This window comes from Mesorhizobium sp. 2RAF21 (assembly GCF_052115345.1).
Taxonomy (GTDB): domain Bacteria; phylum Pseudomonadota; class Alphaproteobacteria; order Rhizobiales; family Rhizobiaceae; genus Mesorhizobium; species Mesorhizobium terrae.
Genome location: NZ_JBFRGM010000002.1, coordinates 67497 through 84208 on the forward strand (window position 1 = coordinate 67497; position 16712 = coordinate 84208).

General features: G+C 63.6%; 15 protein-coding genes. 6 read left to right on the forward strand and 9 right to left on the reverse strand.

The window, feature by feature from the left end; all coding sequences use genetic code 11:
* Positions 1–31: 31 nt before the first annotated feature.
* The 3 genes from hisD to AB4136_RS03290 all read right to left on the reverse strand — a co-directional run bounded on the left by hisD (position 32) and on the right by AB4136_RS03290 (position 4182).
* Positions 32–1336 carry a histidinol dehydrogenase gene (gene hisD, locus AB4136_RS03280; RefSeq protein ID WP_137901077.1) on the reverse strand — a complete coding sequence of 435 codons (1305 nt, stop codon included), beginning with the start codon at positions 1334–1336 and terminating at the stop codon, positions 32–34.
* A 106-nt stretch (positions 1337–1442) separates the two neighbouring features.
* Positions 1443–3245: a thiamine pyrophosphate-binding protein gene (locus AB4136_RS03285; RefSeq protein WP_024924896.1), complete on the reverse strand. Its 1803-nt coding sequence runs from the start codon at positions 3243–3245 to the stop codon at positions 1443–1445.
* A gap of 196 nt (positions 3246–3441) precedes the next feature.
* The gene (locus AB4136_RS03290; RefSeq protein ID WP_024927818.1) at positions 3442–4182 is read right to left on the reverse strand and encodes a helix-turn-helix transcriptional regulator; all 741 of its coding nucleotides are present in this window, start codon (positions 4180–4182) and stop codon (positions 3442–3444) included.
* A gap of 518 nt (positions 4183–4700) precedes the next feature.
* On the opposite strand from AB4136_RS03290, the gene AB4136_RS03295 reads away from it, so the two are divergent.
* The 6 genes from AB4136_RS03295 (at position 4701) to AB4136_RS03320 (ending at position 10995) form a co-directional block, all read left to right on the forward strand.
* Positions 4701–5975, forward strand: coding sequence for a polysaccharide biosynthesis/export family protein (locus AB4136_RS03295; protein WP_024924898.1), 1275 nt, complete (start codon positions 4701–4703; stop codon positions 5973–5975).
* Positions 5976–6048: 73 nt separating this feature from the next.
* Positions 6049–6927: a glucose-1-phosphate thymidylyltransferase RfbA gene (rfbA, locus tag AB4136_RS03300; RefSeq protein ID WP_024924899.1), complete on the forward strand. Its 879-nt coding sequence runs from the start codon at positions 6049–6051 to the stop codon at positions 6925–6927.
* Positions 6924–7487: a dTDP-4-dehydrorhamnose 3,5-epimerase gene (gene rfbC / locus AB4136_RS03305; protein ID WP_024924900.1), complete on the forward strand. Its 564-nt coding sequence runs from the start codon at positions 6924–6926 to the stop codon at positions 7485–7487. The genes rfbA and rfbC overlap by 4 nt, the downstream gene beginning before the upstream one ends.
* A 13-nt stretch (positions 7488–7500) precedes the next feature.
* Positions 7501–8568, forward strand: coding sequence for a dTDP-glucose 4,6-dehydratase (gene rfbB, locus AB4136_RS03310; protein WP_024924901.1), 1068 nt, complete (start codon positions 7501–7503; stop codon positions 8566–8568).
* The gene (gene rfbD / locus AB4136_RS03315; protein ID WP_024924902.1) at positions 8565–9446 is read left to right on the forward strand and encodes a dTDP-4-dehydrorhamnose reductase; all 882 of its coding nucleotides are present in this window, start codon (positions 8565–8567) and stop codon (positions 9444–9446) included. The genes rfbB and rfbD overlap by 4 nt, the downstream gene beginning before the upstream one ends.
* A 10-nt stretch (positions 9447–9456) precedes the next feature.
* Positions 9457–10995, forward strand: a complete 1539-nt coding sequence (locus AB4136_RS03320) for an O-antigen translocase (RefSeq protein WP_373426390.1) — start codon at positions 9457–9459, stop codon at positions 10993–10995.
* On the opposite strand, the gene AB4136_RS03325 is transcribed toward AB4136_RS03320, so the two are convergent.
* From AB4136_RS03325 to AB4136_RS03350, 6 genes are read right to left on the reverse strand one after another with little or no spacing between them, the layout of a single operon-like run.
* A complete protein-coding gene (locus AB4136_RS03325; protein WP_024924904.1) occupies positions 10964–12187 on the reverse strand; it encodes a DegT/DnrJ/EryC1/StrS family aminotransferase in 1224 nt (407 codons plus the stop codon). The genes AB4136_RS03320 and AB4136_RS03325 overlap by 32 nt on opposite strands.
* On the reverse strand, positions 12184–13158 hold the full coding sequence (locus AB4136_RS03330) for an NAD-dependent epimerase/dehydratase family protein (RefSeq protein WP_137901079.1): 975 nt from the start codon (positions 13156–13158) through the stop codon (positions 12184–12186). The genes AB4136_RS03325 and AB4136_RS03330 overlap by 4 nt, the downstream gene beginning before the upstream one ends.
* A complete protein-coding gene (locus AB4136_RS03335) occupies positions 13158–13877 on the reverse strand; it encodes an acyltransferase (RefSeq protein WP_024924906.1) in 720 nt (239 codons plus the stop codon). The genes AB4136_RS03330 and AB4136_RS03335 overlap by 1 nt, the downstream gene beginning before the upstream one ends.
* Positions 13867–15000: a DegT/DnrJ/EryC1/StrS family aminotransferase gene (locus AB4136_RS03340; protein WP_024924907.1), complete on the reverse strand. Its 1134-nt coding sequence runs from the start codon at positions 14998–15000 to the stop codon at positions 13867–13869. Before AB4136_RS03340 ends, AB4136_RS03335 begins: the two co-directional genes overlap by 11 nt.
* Positions 14997–16034, reverse strand: coding sequence for a Gfo/Idh/MocA family protein (locus tag AB4136_RS03345; RefSeq protein ID WP_024924908.1), 1038 nt, complete (start codon positions 16032–16034; stop codon positions 14997–14999). Before AB4136_RS03345 ends, AB4136_RS03340 begins: the two co-directional genes overlap by 4 nt.
* Positions 16031–16537: an acyltransferase gene (locus AB4136_RS03350; RefSeq protein ID WP_024924909.1), complete on the reverse strand. Its 507-nt coding sequence runs from the start codon at positions 16535–16537 to the stop codon at positions 16031–16033. Before AB4136_RS03350 ends, AB4136_RS03345 begins: the two co-directional genes overlap by 4 nt.
* Between the last annotated feature and the right edge of the window lie 175 nt (positions 16538–16712).

Genomic DNA, 16712 nt, shown 5'->3' on the forward strand with positions numbered 1-16712 from the left:
CGTGCCCCTCAAAATCCCAAGGCTGCCATTCCTATTCGACAGCGACGCCATAGGGAACATTCTTCCCGCCGTAACGCCGGACACGAATGTTGGCCTGTTCGGCGTGGCCGACAAACCCTTCCATGATGCAGAGGCGCGAGCAATGTTCACCGATCACGGCAGAGGCCTCGTCGGTCAATATGCGCTGGTAGGTGCAGGTCTTGAGGAACTTGCCGACCCACAGGCCGCCGGTGTAGCGCGCGGCCTTTTTTGTGGGCAGCGTGTGATTGGTGCCGATCACCTTGTCGCCATAGGCAACCGTCGTGCGCGCGCCGAGGAACAAAGCGCCGTAGTTTTTCATCTTGTGCAGGAAATAGTCGGGTTCGGCGGTCATCACCTGCACATGTTCGGAGGCGATGCGGTCGGCTTCCTTGACCATCTCGTCCACCGTGTCGCAGACGATCACCTCGCCGTAATCGTCCCATGCCTTGCACGCGATCTCGGCGGTCGGCAGGATTTTCAGCAGGCGCTCGATTTCCGCAAGTGTGTCCCGGGCGAGTTTTTCCGAGTTGGTCAGCAGGACAGCGGGCGAGTTGATACCATGTTCCGCCTGGCCGAGCAGATCGGTGGCGCAGAGTTCGCCATCGACCGTGCCGTCCGCAATGACCAGCGTTTCGGTCGGGCCGGCGAAGAGATCAATGCCGACGCGGCCGAACAGCAGGCGCTTGGCTTCGGCGACATAAGCATTGCCGGGACCGGCCAGCATGTCGACCGGCGCAATCGTTTCGGTGCCAAAGGCCATCGCAGCGATCGCCTGCACTCCGCCGAGGCAATAAATCTCGTCTGCGCCGGCCAGATGCTGGGCGGCGACGATCAGCGGTGCAATCTCGCCCTGGAATGGCGGTGCGCAGGTGATGACGCGCTCGCAGCCGGCGACCTTGGCGGTGAGCACCGACATGTGCGCGGAAGCGAGTAACGGATATTTGCCGCCGGGCACATAACAGCCGACATTGGCGATGGGGATGTTCTTGTGGCCGAGCACGACGCCCGGAAGCGTTTCGACCTCGATGTCGCGTAGCGCATCCTTCTGAGCCTGGGCGAAATTGCGGACCTGCACCTGCGCGAACTCGATATCGGTGCGCTGGCGGCTGGTGAGGCCGTCGACGCAGCGTTTGATCTCCGCGTCCGTCAGCCGGTAGGACTTGCGGTCTAGGCCGTCGAACTTGACCGACAGCGCACGCACGGCCTGATCGCCGCCCTTTTCGACCTCGGCCAACAGAGCCTCGACGGCTTTGGTCAAGGCCGCCGCCTGAGCAGCCTCGCCTGTGAGCCGCGATGCCTTCAAGTGTCGTATCATGGGATTGGCCTTTCCGGATCACAGGCAGACCGGCCGCCACGGTAAGGCCGCGGCGCCGGTTGGTTCATCGGGATGTCGGTGGCCGCTGCATTGCGACCGCACACACTTACATGTGCTGTTCCAGCGCACGGCCTTCGGCGTAGGCTTCCTGTTCCTTGCCGTAATATTCGGGCGACGGGAAATCCCACCAGCCGGTGACGAAAGGACCAGCAGCATCGCGAGAGGTCGTCACCTCGACCAGCGCCGGCGCGCCGCAATCGAGCGCCGCCCTCAGCGTCTTTTCGAGCTGGTCGGATTCCTCGACCTTCCAGGCCTGCATGCCGAAGTTTTTCGCCACTTCGGAGATGTTGGCCGTGTAAGGCTCGCCATTGCCCTTGTGATGGTTGAATTCGCTGGCGACGTGGCGGCCCATGAATTTGCGCTGACCGCCGCGGATCGACATGTAGCCACGGTTGTTCTGGACGAGGAAGACGGCCGGGATGTCGTTCATGACGGCTGTGCCCATTTCAGGCAGCGACATCATGAAATCGCCATCGCCGACGACCGCGACCACCTGCCTGTCCGGCATGGCGAGTTTGGCGCCGAGGGCTGCCGGCACCGCCCAGCCCATCGGCGAGAAGGAGCCCGAGGTCAGGTGAGTGCGCGGCTCATAGACCGGGAAGGTCTGCTTGACCGCGCCTTGCGTGTTGCCGGAGCCGGCGAGGATGATGCCGTCGCGCGCCATGACGTTGCGCAGCGCGCCGAGCGGGCGCTGCGAGGTGAACGGACTTTCGTGGGAATCGCGGCGCGGTGCCAACATTTCCTCCCACTCGACCTTGGCGGCATGGATGTCGCCGAGATAGCGCTCGCGGCGGTTCATCGCCTTCGCCGCCTGCTGATCGGATATCGCCGCCAGTATGGCCTCCAGCGTGGCTCGAGCATCGGCGACGATGCCGACCTCGGTGGCGTAGTTCTTGCCGATCTCGTGGTGATCAAGATCGATATGGATCAGCTTGCCCGGAGGGATCGAGATCGAGGCGCCCTTGCGGTAGCTCGACGCCGACCAGTCGGTGAAGCGGCAGCCCACCGACATGACGACATCGGCACTGGCGGTGATCTTGTTGCCACAGGAGGTGCCGGTCTGGCCGATGGCGCCGATCGACAGCGGATGGTCTTCAGAAATCGCGCCCTTGCCGTTCCAGGTTGTGGAGACCGCCGCGCCGATTTTTTCGGCGAGCGCAGTGAGGGCCAGCGAGGCATTGGCGCTGATGGCACCGCCGCCGGCCAGAATGACCGGCCGTTCGGCCGACAGCAGCAACGCAGCCGCTCGCTCGACGGCGACCGGGTCGGGATAAGCGACGCCGACCGCCATGCGCTTGGCCAATGGATGGATGGTGACATCGGCGGCTTCGGTCTGGATATCCATCGGCACTTCGACATGGACCGGGCCAGGACGCCCCGACAGCATGGTGTTGAAGGCGCGGTGCATGATGAACGGCAATTCGTCGACGCGGCCGGCCTTATAGGCGCGTTTGGTCACCTGTTCGGTGATGCGCGGAAAGGCGTTTTCCTGCTGGCGTTCCAGTTCCTGCATGACGCCGTGGCCCTTCATATGGGTTGCCGGGCCGCCCGACACATAAAAGGCCGGGATGGAATCCGTGTAGCAGGTGGCGAGCCCGATGATGGTGTTGGTGGCGCCCGGCCCGATCGAGGTGGAGCAGGCCATCGGCTTGCCACTGGCGCGGAAATAGCCATCGGCCATATGGACGGCACTCTGCTCGTGCATGACCTGGATGAAAGGGATTTGCGAGCCTTCGGCGAGAAAGGCGTCGAACAGCGACCAGATGCCATGACCGGGCACGCCGGCGACATAGTCGACGCCGTATTCCTTCAGTGCTCTCGCCACGATCTGGCCGCCTGTCAGTCTCATCTCGCTCGTCCCTCTTTGTCTCTCTGTGACGGGCGGAAAGAAAACATCGACAGCAGTCCAGAAAAAGCACCAGAAATGCGCAATCTGGAGATACCAGTTCGATAATGTCAGATGCTTGCAGCTGGCGCGCTGTCCGCGTCATGCACCGCTTTCGGGCTTAGGCGCGGTGCCTGGAAACTCGTCCCCGGATGTTGAGCTATCGGCCGCCGCCGTGATCGTCGTTTGCCCGGGCGCGCAGAAGCGTTTCGTGATCACGGAAGCGGGCGGCCGCCTCGGTGCGGTTGTGGGTGCCAAGCTTGCGGATGATGTTGTGGAGGTGGATCTTGACCGTATTTTCCGAGAGGCGGACCTCGGCCGCGATCTGCTTGTTCTGCAGTCCGCGCGAAACGAGTTCCAGCACCTGCATCTCGCGCGGGGAGAGGTCGGTTATGCGCATCATGTTGCCGGGATGAGCCATCGTCGGCGGTTCGGCGTCGGCTTTCCTGACCTGGGACTGAAGCAGGCTGGCTGGAAAATATTCGCCGCCGCGCAACATCAGCCGCACGATGGACAGCCAGATGTCGAGCCTCAAATTCATCGGCAGGACGCCCCTGACCAGCTGGGACCCGACGATCTGCGGGAGGTCGTAGACTGAGTTTCGAGCATCCGGCTCGATCATCGCCACCAGGGCAAACGGATGTCGGCGGAGGATGTCGGCGGAGATCTTCTCGAACTCCTGCAAACGCTCGCAATCGACCAGGATCAATGCAACCGGGTGGATGAACTCCTCGCAAGCTACATCGATCCGATCCATCCAGGCGACAACCAGTTCGGGAAACTCCCGTTCGAGCGCAAAGACCAGGCTGGGAGAAACCACCCCTGGCGCTGTCACCAAAAGAAGCATCCGCCGCGCTTCCAGCATTCTCTCCGCGTTGTCGGCCCCGTTGGTCAACGCCAAGCCCTGTGTTTCCACGTTTCACACCCGATCTTGTTGGCGGGTTTTCAGTACAAGCTACGCACCGCCAATCCGGAAAGCGGCAGAGCAAAGCATAAATCGATCCGGCGACAATCGGCACAACCCAATAGGATAGGCTGTAACCATCCATTTGGCGCGGTCAGGGCCAGGGCAAGTTTCCACACACCCAAATGGATTAGCACCGCCGGCTTTGATGCCCCGCGCTCGTCGGCAGCGCCCGTTGCAATCTGTTTGGAGGACGAGGCGCCGGCCGCACAACCTTAAGGATGAGCCGCCCTCTCCCGACGAGAGCCTAGTCAGTTTTGGACGTTCTGGCACATTGCCGGACGGATTGCTTGTCGATCCGAAACAGACTGCCGCCGATGCAAGCTGAGTACGCTTTTGTTCGGCAAAACATGGCTTGGTTCGTACGCATGAAACCTAACGCGCATCGGCGGCACAGTTCACCAAACACGGCGGATGGTTTTCGCCGGAGGCTCGGCACACGCCTTCGCGGCGGATTGGCAATCGCCCTGCTTGCCTGCTCTGCCGCGGCATTGCCCACATCGGCCCTTGCCGATGGCACCCCACTGCCGCCGCAGACCCGACTTCGTGTCACGGTGCTGCAATGGATGCCGGTCAAAGGCGTCTACGAGAACTGGACCGCGCTTGGCGGCGAGTTCGTTGTGTCCGACGCCGGAACCATCACCCTGCCCGTGGTCGGGACGATCCCGGTCCAAGACCTGGACAATGCCGCGCTGGCCGATGAAGTTGCCGACCGCATCCAGAAGAAGACCGGCCTGGTCAACAAACCGGACACCACCGTGGAGGTGGTCGAGTTTCCCCCGATCTACGTGGTTGGCGGCGTCAACAAGCCGGGAGAATACAAATTCCGCACCGGGCTGACCGTGCTGCAGGCTGTGGCGCTGGGTGGCGGGCAGGTGCAACCCAGCCCCGACGCCTCGAAGAACGAGATTCAGCTCGTCGGGACCCTGCAAGGAATCCAGGTCGAAATGCTGCGCTCGGAGGCGCGCATCGCCAGATTGCAGGCGGAGACGATAGGCGCGACGACGATCGACTTTCCGGCAATGCATGCCGGCGTCGACAGCGCCCTTGCGGCGCAGGTCTACGGCCAGGAAAAAATCATCTTCGCGGCCCGTGCCAACGAGCTCGACCGGCAGACCAAGTCGCTGTCCGACCTGCGCGAGCTTTTCACGGCGGAAATCAACGTGCTCGAAGAAAAGAACAAGTCAGCAGACCTCGGCATTGCCGCCGCCGAAAGGGAGCTCAACAACGTCAAGACGCTTGTCGACAAGGGCCTGGCTATTGCGTCGCGGCAGTCGGACCTCGAACGCGCGCTGGCGGATTATCGCGGGCAGCGCCTCGACCAGGTGACGGCCATCATGCGGGCCCGGCAGAACATCACCGAGGCGACACGCAGTCTCGAGGGCCTGCATGACAAGCAAAAAACGGACGTGGCGTCGGAGATGCAGAGCGAGCAGGCCAATCTCGACCAGTTGAAGCTGAAGCGCGACACGTCGCAGAGGCTTCTGCTCGACCAGCTTGCCCAGAAGAACAGGCCGCCCCCCGCCGGCGATGCCGGCCAAGTCACCTACACGATCAAGAGACACGATCAGGGATCGGAAAATGTCTTCGATGCGGCGGAATCGACATTGCTGATGCCAAGCGACGTGGTCGAGGTGCACCTGCCAAAAGCACCCGTGCCGGCCGGCCTGTCGGACGCATCGAACGATGCCGTGCCGGAGAAGACCAGCGCCACCGAGGCCAGCCAATGAACCGAGTTCAGCGGTTCGGAAACAGTCACCGGCAAGACCGAGCCGCAGCATAGGGGCCAACACATTGGGCGCCATGAAGGGGATCATCCTGGCAGGAGGCAACGGCACGCGGCTTTATCCGCTGACGATCGCCATCTCGAAACAGATCCTGCCCGTCTACGACAAGCCGATGGTGTATTACCCGCTGAGCGTGCTGATGCTGGCGGGGATACGCGAAATCCTCATCATCTCCACCGAACGCGACCTGCCGAGTTTCAAGGCTTTGCTCGGCGATGGGTCGACATTCGGCCTGTCGCTTTCCTATGTCGAGCAGGCGCATCCCAACGGACTTGCCGAGGCCTTCATCCTGGGACGTGATTTCATCGGCGACGGCAGCGTCGCCATGATCCTGGGCGACAACATCTTCTTCGGGCACGGGCTGTCCGACGTGCTGCGCAACGCTGCGGCCCGCGAAAGCGGGGCCACTGTCTTCGCCTATCATGTCGACGAACCGGAACGCTATGGCGTGGTCGATTTCGACAGCAGCACCGGCAAGGCTACCGGCATCGAGGAAAAACCGGCAAGACCGAAATCCAACTGGGCCGTCACCGGGCTCTACTTCTACGACAATGCCGTCGTGGACATCGCAGCGTCGGTGCGGCCTTCGGCGCGAGGCGAACTCGAGATCACCTCGGTCAACAACACCTATCTCGAACGCGATGCACTGCATGTGTGCAGGCTCGGCCGTGGCTACGCATGGCTCGACACCGGAACCTGCGACAGCCTGCATGACGCATCGTCCTTCGTGCGCACCATAGAACGACGGCAAGGCGTTCTGATCGCCTGTCCGGAGGAAATCGCGCTGGAAAAGGGCTGGCTCGAACCATGCCGGGTTCTCGCCCGTGCCAACGAACTCGGCAACACGGCCTACGCCGCCTATCTGCGCAGCTGCGTGTCGGAGGTAGCCGCATGACCTTCACCGTTACACCGCTCGGACTTGCCGGCCTGTTGGAGATACGACCGCACAGGATCAGCGACGAGCGCGGCTTCTTTTCCGAGACGTGGAGTTCCGAGCGGTTTCGCGAGGCAGGCCTTTCGCTCGCCTTCGTGCAGGACAACCATTCCCTGTCGGTGGCGAAGGGAACGCTGCGCGGACTTCACTATCAGGCTCCTCCGCGCGAACAGGACAAGCTGGTGCGGGTGGCGCGTGGCGCGATCTTCGACGTGGCGGTCGATATCCGGCCGGGGTCGGCGACCTTCGCGAAATGGTTCGGCATCGAGGTTTCGGCGCGGGAGTGGAACCAGATCTTCATCCCCAGGGGATTTGCCCACGGTTTCCTGACGCTCGAGCCCGATACCGAGGTCATCTACAAGACGACGGACCACTATTCGCCCGCGCACGACCGATCGATCCGCTTCGACGATCCCGACATCGGTATCTCCTGGCCGAAGATGGCGACCCGGTTCGTCCTTTCGGAGAAGGACCGCCGCGCCCCCGGGCTGGCGCAAATGAAGATGCTCGAACCGTCATGACGAGGCTGCGGCCATGAACATACTGGTAACCGGCGGTGCCGGCTTCATAGGATCGGCTCTTTGCCGGCATCTCGCTGCAGACCCGCGCAACCGGGTCATCAATCTCGACAAGCTGACCTATGCCGGCAACCTGGCCTCGTTGCGCGCGGTCGAGGCCGCGCCCAACTACCGGTTCGTGCGCGGCGACATCGCCAATGAGGCATTGGTCGGCGCACTGCTGCGCGAAGAGAAGATCGACCGGGTGATGCATCTGGCCGCCGAGACCCATGTCGACCGTTCGATCGACGGGCCTGGCGCCTTTGTCGAAACCAACATCGTCGGCACCTTCCATCTCCTGAAAGCGGTGCTCGGCTACTGGCGATGCCTGGACGCCGAGGCGGCGCGTGCCTTCCGTTTCCAACATATCTCCACCGACGAGGTGTTCGGCGACCTGCCGCTCGACGCCGGCCTGTTCAGCGAGGAAACCCCTTACGCGCCGTCCTCGCCTTATTCAGCATCCAAGGCTGCATCCGACCATCTGGTGCGCGCCTGGCACCAGACATTCGGGCTGCCGGTGCTGCTGACCAACTGTTCGAACAATTACGGCCCGTTCCATTTCCCCGAAAAACTCATTCCGCTGACCATCCTCAACGCGATCGAAGACAAGCCGCTGCCGATCTATGGCCATGGCAGCAATGTCCGCGACTGGCTGCATGTCGAGGACCATGTGCGCGCGCTGGTCGAGGTGGGCCGATGCGGCCGCGTCGGCGAGAGCTACAACATTGGCGGGCGGGCCGAACGCACCAACCTTGAAGTCGTCGAAACCGTCTGCGAAATCCTCGACCGCCGCCGGCAGCGCGCGAACGGCGCGCGCCATCGCGACCTCATTGTTTTCGTCACCGACCGCCCCGGTCACGACCGGCGTTATGCGATGGACATATCCAAGATCGAGCGCGAGCTTGGCTGGAACCCCGCCGAAAGTTTCGAAGCAGGCCTTGCCCGCACGGTAGACTGGTATCTGGAGAATGAGTGGTGGTGGGCGCCCATCCGCAGCGGCGCCTATCGCGGCGAACGCCTCGGCACGCTGGTGGCGGCACAGTGAAGGTTCTCGTCACAGGCCGGACGGGGCAAGTGGCCACGAGCCTGGCCGAAGCGGCCGCGCAATGGCCGGATATCGGGCTGGTCGCCGTCGGCCGGCCGCAGTTCGACCTTGCCGACAGCGCCACCATCCTCGGTTCGATAACCGAAGTGCGGCCCGATGTCGTGGTTTCGGCCGCTGCCTATACCGCCGTGGACAAGGCCGAGGACGAGCCGGAACTGGTCTACGCGATCAACGCGCAAGGGCCAGCCGCAGTAGCCGCCGCAGCGCGAGCTTTAGGCGTGCCGATCATCCATCTGTCGACCGACTACGTCTTTTCGGGAGACGGCGGCGAACCCTATACGGAGACATGTGCGACCGGACCGCGCACGGTCTACGGTCAGAGTAAGCTCGCGGGAGAAAAAGCCGTCGCGCGCGCCAACCCGCGCCACATCATCCTGCGCACAAGCTGGGTCTACAGTCCGTTCGGGACCAATTTCGTCAAGACGATGCTGGCCTTGGCCCCAACGCGCGACCGGGTAAGCGTGGTCTGCGACCAATGGGGCAACCCGACGTCGGCGTTGGACGTCGCCCGTGCCATCCTGACGATCGCGCGGCAAGCGCGCGAGGCACCGCCCGGCATCTACCACTATGCCGGTGCAGGCGAGACCAATTGGGCCGGTTTCGCCCGCCATGTCTTCGACGCAAGCAAGGCCAATGGGGGTCCGTTCGCGGAAGTCATCGATATCGCATCCACCGACTATCCGGCCAAGGCCCGGCGTCCACGCAATTCGCGGCTTTCCTGCGCGAAGGCGCAAACAACCTTCAAGCTGACCACAGCCGACTGGCGCGCCAGCACCGAGACGGTGGTGCGGCGGCTGCTTACTGCCCAGGCCGGATGAGGCTCGTATCATGACGGACAACCCAACCATGTCTGCCCCTGCGATGTCCGCTCCCGCCCCGGCCAGAAGGCAGACCTACACCCAAATCCTGAAATCGACCGCGATGATCGGCGGCTCCTCGGTCGTCAACATCGGTTTTTCTATCATCCGCAACAAGGCCATGGCGCTGCTTCTGGGGCCTGAAGGCGTCGGACTGATGGGGCTCTACACTTCCATCGCCGATCTCACCCAGACGCTGGCCGGGCTCGGCATTCAGGTGAGCGGCGTGCGCCAGATCGCCGAGGCGGCCGGAGCCGAGGATAGCGAGCGGATCGTCCGGACGGCGACAGTGCTGCGGCGCATCTCCATCGTGCTGGGGTTGGCGGGCGCGGTGCTGCTCGCCGCACTCGCCATGCCGGTGGCGCAATTCACCTTCGGCGACCGCAGCCACACAATGGGTGTGGCGCTGCTTGCCGTCGCCGTGCTGCTCCGGCTGATTTCGGCGGGACAGATAGCGCTCGTGCAAGGCATGCGGCACATCGCCGATCTTGCCCGCATCAACATGCTGGCCGCCCTGTTCAGCACGGCCATCGGTATCCCGATGGTCTACCGGTTTGGTCAAGCCGGGATAGTGCCGGCGCTCGTCGCCATGGCGGCGATGTCGATCCTCACCTCCTGGTGGTATGCCCGCAAGATCAAGGTCGAAGCCACGGCGATATCGACAAGCCAGGTTTTCGAAGAGTCGGCCGCCCTGCTCAAGCTCGGCGTGGTGTTCATGGCAAGTGGCTTCCTCACCGTGGGTGCGGCCTATGCGGTGAGGATCATCGTCATGCGCCAGGAGGGCTTCGAGGCGGCTGGCCTCTACCAGGCGGCCTGGACGCTGGGCGGCCTCTATGCCGGCTTCATCCTGCAGGCGATGGGCACGGACTTCTACCCGCGGCTGACCGCCGTGGCCGACGACGACGACGAATGCAACCGCCTGGTGAACGAACAGACGCAGATAAGCATCCTGTTGGCCGGCCCGGGGCTGATCGCCACGCTGACCATCGCACCTCTGGTGATGACGCTGTTCTATTCGCCGGCGTTTCATCCCGCGGTCGACGTGCTGCGCTGGATCTGCCTCGGCATGATGCTGCGCATCGTGTCATGGCCAATGGGGTTCATCGTGCTGGCCAAGGGCGACCGCAACACCTTCTTCTGGACCGAGGTGGCGGCGACGGTCGTCAATGTCGGCCTGGCCTGGCTCCTGGTGCCACGCGTCGGCCTGGTCGGCGCCGGCATGGCCTTCTTTGGCCTCTATATCTGGCACGGCATCTTGATCTATGTACTGGTGAACCGGATGAGCGGTTTCCGCTGGTCCACCTCCAACCTGCGGCTCGGCCTGATCTTCCTGCCGGCAACCGTCATCGTCTTCGGCGTCGTGTTCCTGCTGCCGGTCTGGCCAGCGGCGGCCGTGGGCGTGGCCTTGACGCTGATCACCGGCCTCTATTCGCTGCGGATGCTGGCGACATTGCTGCCGGAAGAGACGCTTCCTGCCTTCATCCGGCCGTGGCTGATGAAAGCGGCCTGACGGGAGCCACCGCGCGCAGCAGCGGGATCAATGCCAGGACGTGCTCGAGCGCCTCGGTGACCCGGAAGACTTCCTGTTCGGACATCTGCGCGTAGAGCGGCAAGATGATCGAACCGGTCTGTGCCCGCTCGCTGTGCCGCAGCGTCGAAGAGCGCCGGCAAGCACCCGGTTCCGCATAGGCGCCTTCCAGGTGAATGTTCATGATGCCGCGCCGCGTGGAGATACCGCGATCGAGCAGCAACTGCATGACCTGGCGCTGGTCGGCGCGTTCCGGCAAGGCTACGCAATAGCTTTGCCAGTTGGAACGGCACCAGTCCGGTTCGGCCGGCGTGCGCAGGCCGGGGATGTGGCGAAGACGCTGTCCGTACAGGGTGGCGATCCGCCGGCGTCGCGCCACGATCCCGGGTAGCTTGCGCAGCTGCTCACGCCCGATCGCCGCCTGCATGTCGGTCATGCGGTAGTTGTAGCCGAGTTCGGGATAGCTCTCGTAGATGACGGCGTTCGAACTGTGGCGCACCGTGTCGGCCACGCTCATCGCATGCTGGCGCCAGAGCCTGAATTTCGCGTCGTAATCTGGATTGGCCGTCGTCAGCATGCCGCCGTCGCCGGTGGTCACCACCTTGCGGGGATGGAACGAGAAACAGGCAATGTCGCCATGCGGCTTGCCGATCGGCTCCCATTTGCCGTTCCAGAATATCTCGCTACCGATCGCGCAAGCGGCATCCTCGACAAGCGGAATCGCATGGCGCCTGGCGATATCAATGAGCCGCGACAGATCGCAGGGCATGCCCATCTGATGGACGCACAGGATTGCCTTGGTGCGCGGCGTGATCGCGGCGGCGACCAGATCAGGATCGATGTTGTAGTCGCCGGCGGTGGTGTCGACAAACACGGGCAGCGCGCCGCAATAACGCACGGCATTGGCGGTGGCGATGAAGGAATGGCTGACGGTGATCACCTCGTCGCCCGGTCCAACACCGACGGCCTTCAAGGCAAGATGCAGCGCGGTCGTGCAATTGGAGACAGCACAAGCATGTGGTGCGCCGACAAGGGCTGCGAACTCGCGTTCGAAGGCCGCGACTTCCGGCCCCTGCGTCACCCAGCCCGACAGGATCACGCGCCGCGCCGCGTCGGCCTCGCTCTCATCAAGCATCGGCTTAGCGACCGGTATCTGTGCCAGGGCCGCGCTCATTCTGCCGCGACCTTGGCTTGCGCCTGTTCCTGGCGCCACCAGGAAACGAGGTCGCGCAACCCGCTGTCCAGCGAAATGTTCGTTTCGAAGCCGAGGCGCGTGCGTGCCTTGCTGGTGTCGGCAAGCCGGCGCGTCACGCCGTTCACGGCGCGCGCCGGAACGTGTACAGGCTGCAGCGTCGAGCCCATGACCGTGCACAGCATGCGGGCGAGCTGGAGCAGGCTGACCTCGGTTCCGCTCGCCACGTTAAACACCTCGTCCGTGATTTCGGATTTCGCAGCCAGGAGATTGGCGCGGGCGATGTCGTGGACATGAACGAAATCCATCGTCTGCGTGCCGTCGCCATGGATGACTGGCGCCTCACCAGCAGCGATGCGCTCCATCCAGCGGATCAGCACCTCTGTGTAGGCGCCGTGGATATCCATGCGCGGGCCGTAAACGTTGAAATAACGCAGCGCGACGTAGTGGAGGCTGCGCATCTCGGCAAAGGACCGCAACAGCCCTTCGTTGAAGGCCTTCGCGGCGCCATAGATGGTGCGGTTGTTGTAGGGATGGTGATCCTCAGTCGTCGGGAAAGTGTCAGCGAGGCCGAGGACCGAGGCGGACGAGGCGGCGACAATCTTGGACACGCCCGCCTCCACCGCGGCCTCGATCACGTTCAGCGTGCCGCCGGCCAGGACGTCGAAAGCCAGTCGCGGCTCCTCGGCGCATTGGGTGATGCGGATCGCTGCCTGGTGGAACACCACATCGACGCCGGCAAACAAACGGGCGAGCAAGGCGCGGTTGCGGATGTCGCCCTCGACGATGGTGAGCGGAAACGCCGCCATGGCCTGGCGCAGATTTTCGTGCCGCCCGCGTACGAAATTGTCGAGGATAATGATCTCGCGCGGCTGCTCCTGCACGACCAGATCGGCGATGTGGGAGCCGATGAGGCCGGCACCGCCGGTGATCAGTACACGCTTGTCTTTCATCACCTGTCCGCTCCCTCGGGCTTGATGCGCATCGTTTCGACACCTTCCCGCCAGCGCAGAAACCGCGCCGGCACACCCGCCACGATCGCGAATGGCGGCACGTCGGCAGCGACCATCGCGCCCGCCCCGACAATGGCGCCCTTGCCTATCGTGATGCCGGGAAGGATGGTGGCACCGGTGCCGATATCGGCCCAGTCGCCCACCCGCACCGGCCGGATCTCAAGATCGGTACGGATGATCGGCTGGTCGATCGGCAGCCCGCTATGTTCGGACCCCAGCACCTTCGAGCCCGGTCCGAAGCCGACGGATTCGCCGATGATCAGATCACGCGCGTCGAGGAAGACGTGCGGGCCGATCCAGCTGTTGTCGCCGATGATGCAGGTGCCGTCGTGCCGCCCCTGGATGATGGCCATCGCACCGATGAACACGCCGGCGCCGATCCGGAATGTACCGGCATGCCTGAATGACGCGCCGGCGCCGACCTGAAGCCCGGGACCACAGTGCATCGCCAGAGCATACCAAATCGTCTTGCGCATGGTCGCGTCGATGAAGCCGTCTCCCACCGCGAAACGCGCATAGAGATCCTCCAGCCCCTTGTCGCCATAGGCCTCGATCAGCGCTTCGGCGAAACCGCTCGCGAAATTCGGGTCCGAAGGTTCGAGCCGGCGCCCATGTACAGCCGGAACGACCCTGCCATGCGGTTCGGACCTAGCCGACATGGGCCACCCGCACTTCGCTCGAAGCCATGGTCGCTGCCCGGATCACCGAGACGACCTCGGCCACCTGGCCGGCCGTCATCTCGGGATAGAGCGGCAGCGACAGGACCTCGTTGGCTGCCTTCTCGGAAACCGGAAAATCGCCAACGCGGTGGCCAAGATCGGCGTGCGCCGGCTGCAGATGAACCGGTATCGGATAGTGCAGTCCGGTCTGGATGCCGGCAACGTCAAGGCTTCGCCGCAGACTGTCCCGGTCGACCGAGCGTATGGCATAGACATGGTAGACATGCCTCCCGTCGGCAGGGTTCGCCGGCGAGCGGATCGTCTCGATGTCGGCCAAAAGGGCATCGTAGAGCCTGGCATGCGAGCGCCGGGCCGCCGTCCAGTGTTCGAGGTGGCGAAGCTTGACGCGCAGGACCGCACCCTGGATGCCGTCCATGCGGAAATTGAAGCCCTTGAGCCGATGGTGATAGCGCTGCTCCTGTCCCCAGTCGCGCAGCGTCGCCACCATGGCGGCGGTAGCAGCATCGTTGGTGACGACGATGCCACCTTCGCCACAGGCGCCGAGGTTCTTGCCCGGATAGAAGGAGAAGCAGCCGGAATGGCCGATGCTGCCGGCACGTTTGTCGCGGAAATCGGCGCCATGCGCCTGGCATGCATCTTCGATCACCGGCAGGCCGTGGCGGTCGGCGATCTCCATGATCGGCGCCATGTCGGCCATGCGCCCGTAGAGATGGACCGGCACGATGGCCTTGGTGCGCGGCGTGATCGCCGCCTCAAGCTGCGCGGGATCCATGGTCAATGCATGCGGATCGATGTCCACGAACACCGGATGCGCGCCCGTGTAGCGGATGGCCGCAACGCTGGCGACGAATGTGAAGGGCACGGTGATGACCTCGTCGCCCGGTCCGATGCCCGCCGCCAGCAAAGCCAGATGCAATGCGCTGGTTCCGGTGTTGACCGCGACGGCATGGCTAGTGCCGCAATAGGCGGCGAACTCGCGCTCGAAACCGGCCACTTCCTCGCCAAGCACATATTGCCCGGACGCCAGAACGCGAAGCACCGCGTCGTCGAGTTCGGGCTTGATGGAAGCGTATTGCGCCCTGAGATCGAGGAACGGGATCATGCGACGCGCCTCGCGGGTTCGAGTTCGACGACGCGGCCGCGCTGGCAAAGCGACGCGCTTGCCGCTTCGAGGATGCGAACGACCCGCAGGCCGGCGTGCCCGTCGGCGACCGGGGTGCCGCCTGTCTCGATGCAGCCGACGAACTCCTTGAGTTCGGTCGCGAGCGCCTCGGCGATATCGAGATGCGGCGCCCACATATCGCCGCTGCGGTAGCCGATCAGGGCCTGCCGCACCGCTTCGCCATTGGCCTGAAACTCGCCCTTGAGGGTGATGCCCTTGTCGTAGACCTTGATCTTCTCGCTCGGCTCCAGATCGTCATAGACGACCATCTTGCGGCTACCGCCGATCAACGTGCGGCGCACCTTGACCGGCGCCAGCCAGTTGACGTGGACATGCGCGATCAGCTTGCTGTCGAAGTGGAGGTTGAGATAGGCGATGTTCTCGGGCTCGCCGGGGAAATGGCTCATGCCCATCGCGGAGACCGCCACCGGTCGCGCTGGCAGCACGTAATCCATGATCGAGAGATCATGCACGGCCAGATCCCAGATCACGCTGACATCGTGCTGGAAAAGGCCGAGATTCACGCGCACGGAATCGTAATAGTAGATTTCGCCAAGCCCTCCCTCGACCAACTCGCGCATCTTGCGCACGGCGCTGGTGTGGACAAATGTGTGGTCGACCGCCAACACCAATCCACGGCGCTCGGCCTCTTCGATCAGCCGTTCGGCTTCCTCGGAAGAAGGAGCGATGGGCTTCTCCAGAAACACGTGCTTGCCCGCCATCAAGGCACTCATGGCAAGCCTGAAGTGCGTCGACACCGGCGTAGCGATGGCAATCGCGGCGATGCGCGGGTCACGCAGGATCGCCTCGTAATCGTCGGTGACCGCGACGCTCGGATAGCGGCCGCGCACGGCTGCAAGCCGGTCCAGATTAAGGTCGCAGACCGCGATGAGTTCGGTGCCGGCTGCCTCGGAAAGATTGCGAACGAGGTTGGGGCCCCAATAACCATAGCCCACCACGGCGACGCCGATCATCGTGCTTCTCCCACGGCCCTGGCGCGGACAGGCGCGCCCTCCACCTTGCCGACGACGGCCGCCGGCACGCCGGCGACGATGGAAAAGTCCGGCACGTCGCGGGTGACGACGGCACCGGCGCCGACTAGCGCGCCTTCGCCAATCACGATGCCGGCCAGAATGGTGGCGTTGGAGCCGATCGAGGCATGTCGTTTGACGGTGGTGGGAGTGACGGTCCAATCGGCGTCGGACTGCAGCGCGCCGTTTGGCGTGACGGCGCGCGGATAGAGGTCGTTGGTGAACATGACCCCATGACCTATGAAGACGCCGTCCTCGAGCGTGACGCCCTCGCAGATGAAACTGTGACTGGAAATCTTGCAGTTTTTGCCGACGACGGCGTTGCGCTGAATCTCAACGAAGGCGCCGATGCGAGAGCCCGCGCCGATGCTGCATCCGTAGAGGTTGACCAGGTCCGGTTGGTGGATGACGACACCCTCGGACAGGATGACGGAAGAAGAAATCATGCTGCCCCGGCTCTCCTGTTGCCAGCACCGTTGCCCTGGATGGCGCCGTCTGCGACCTGACGGGTGCACGGCGGTTTCATGCGAAGTGGGACGAAACCCCGCTGACAACGAGATGGCTTTTCGGGCCCTGAGTAAATTGAAGAAAACGCGGTAGCGTCATCCCACAAAGGAGTAG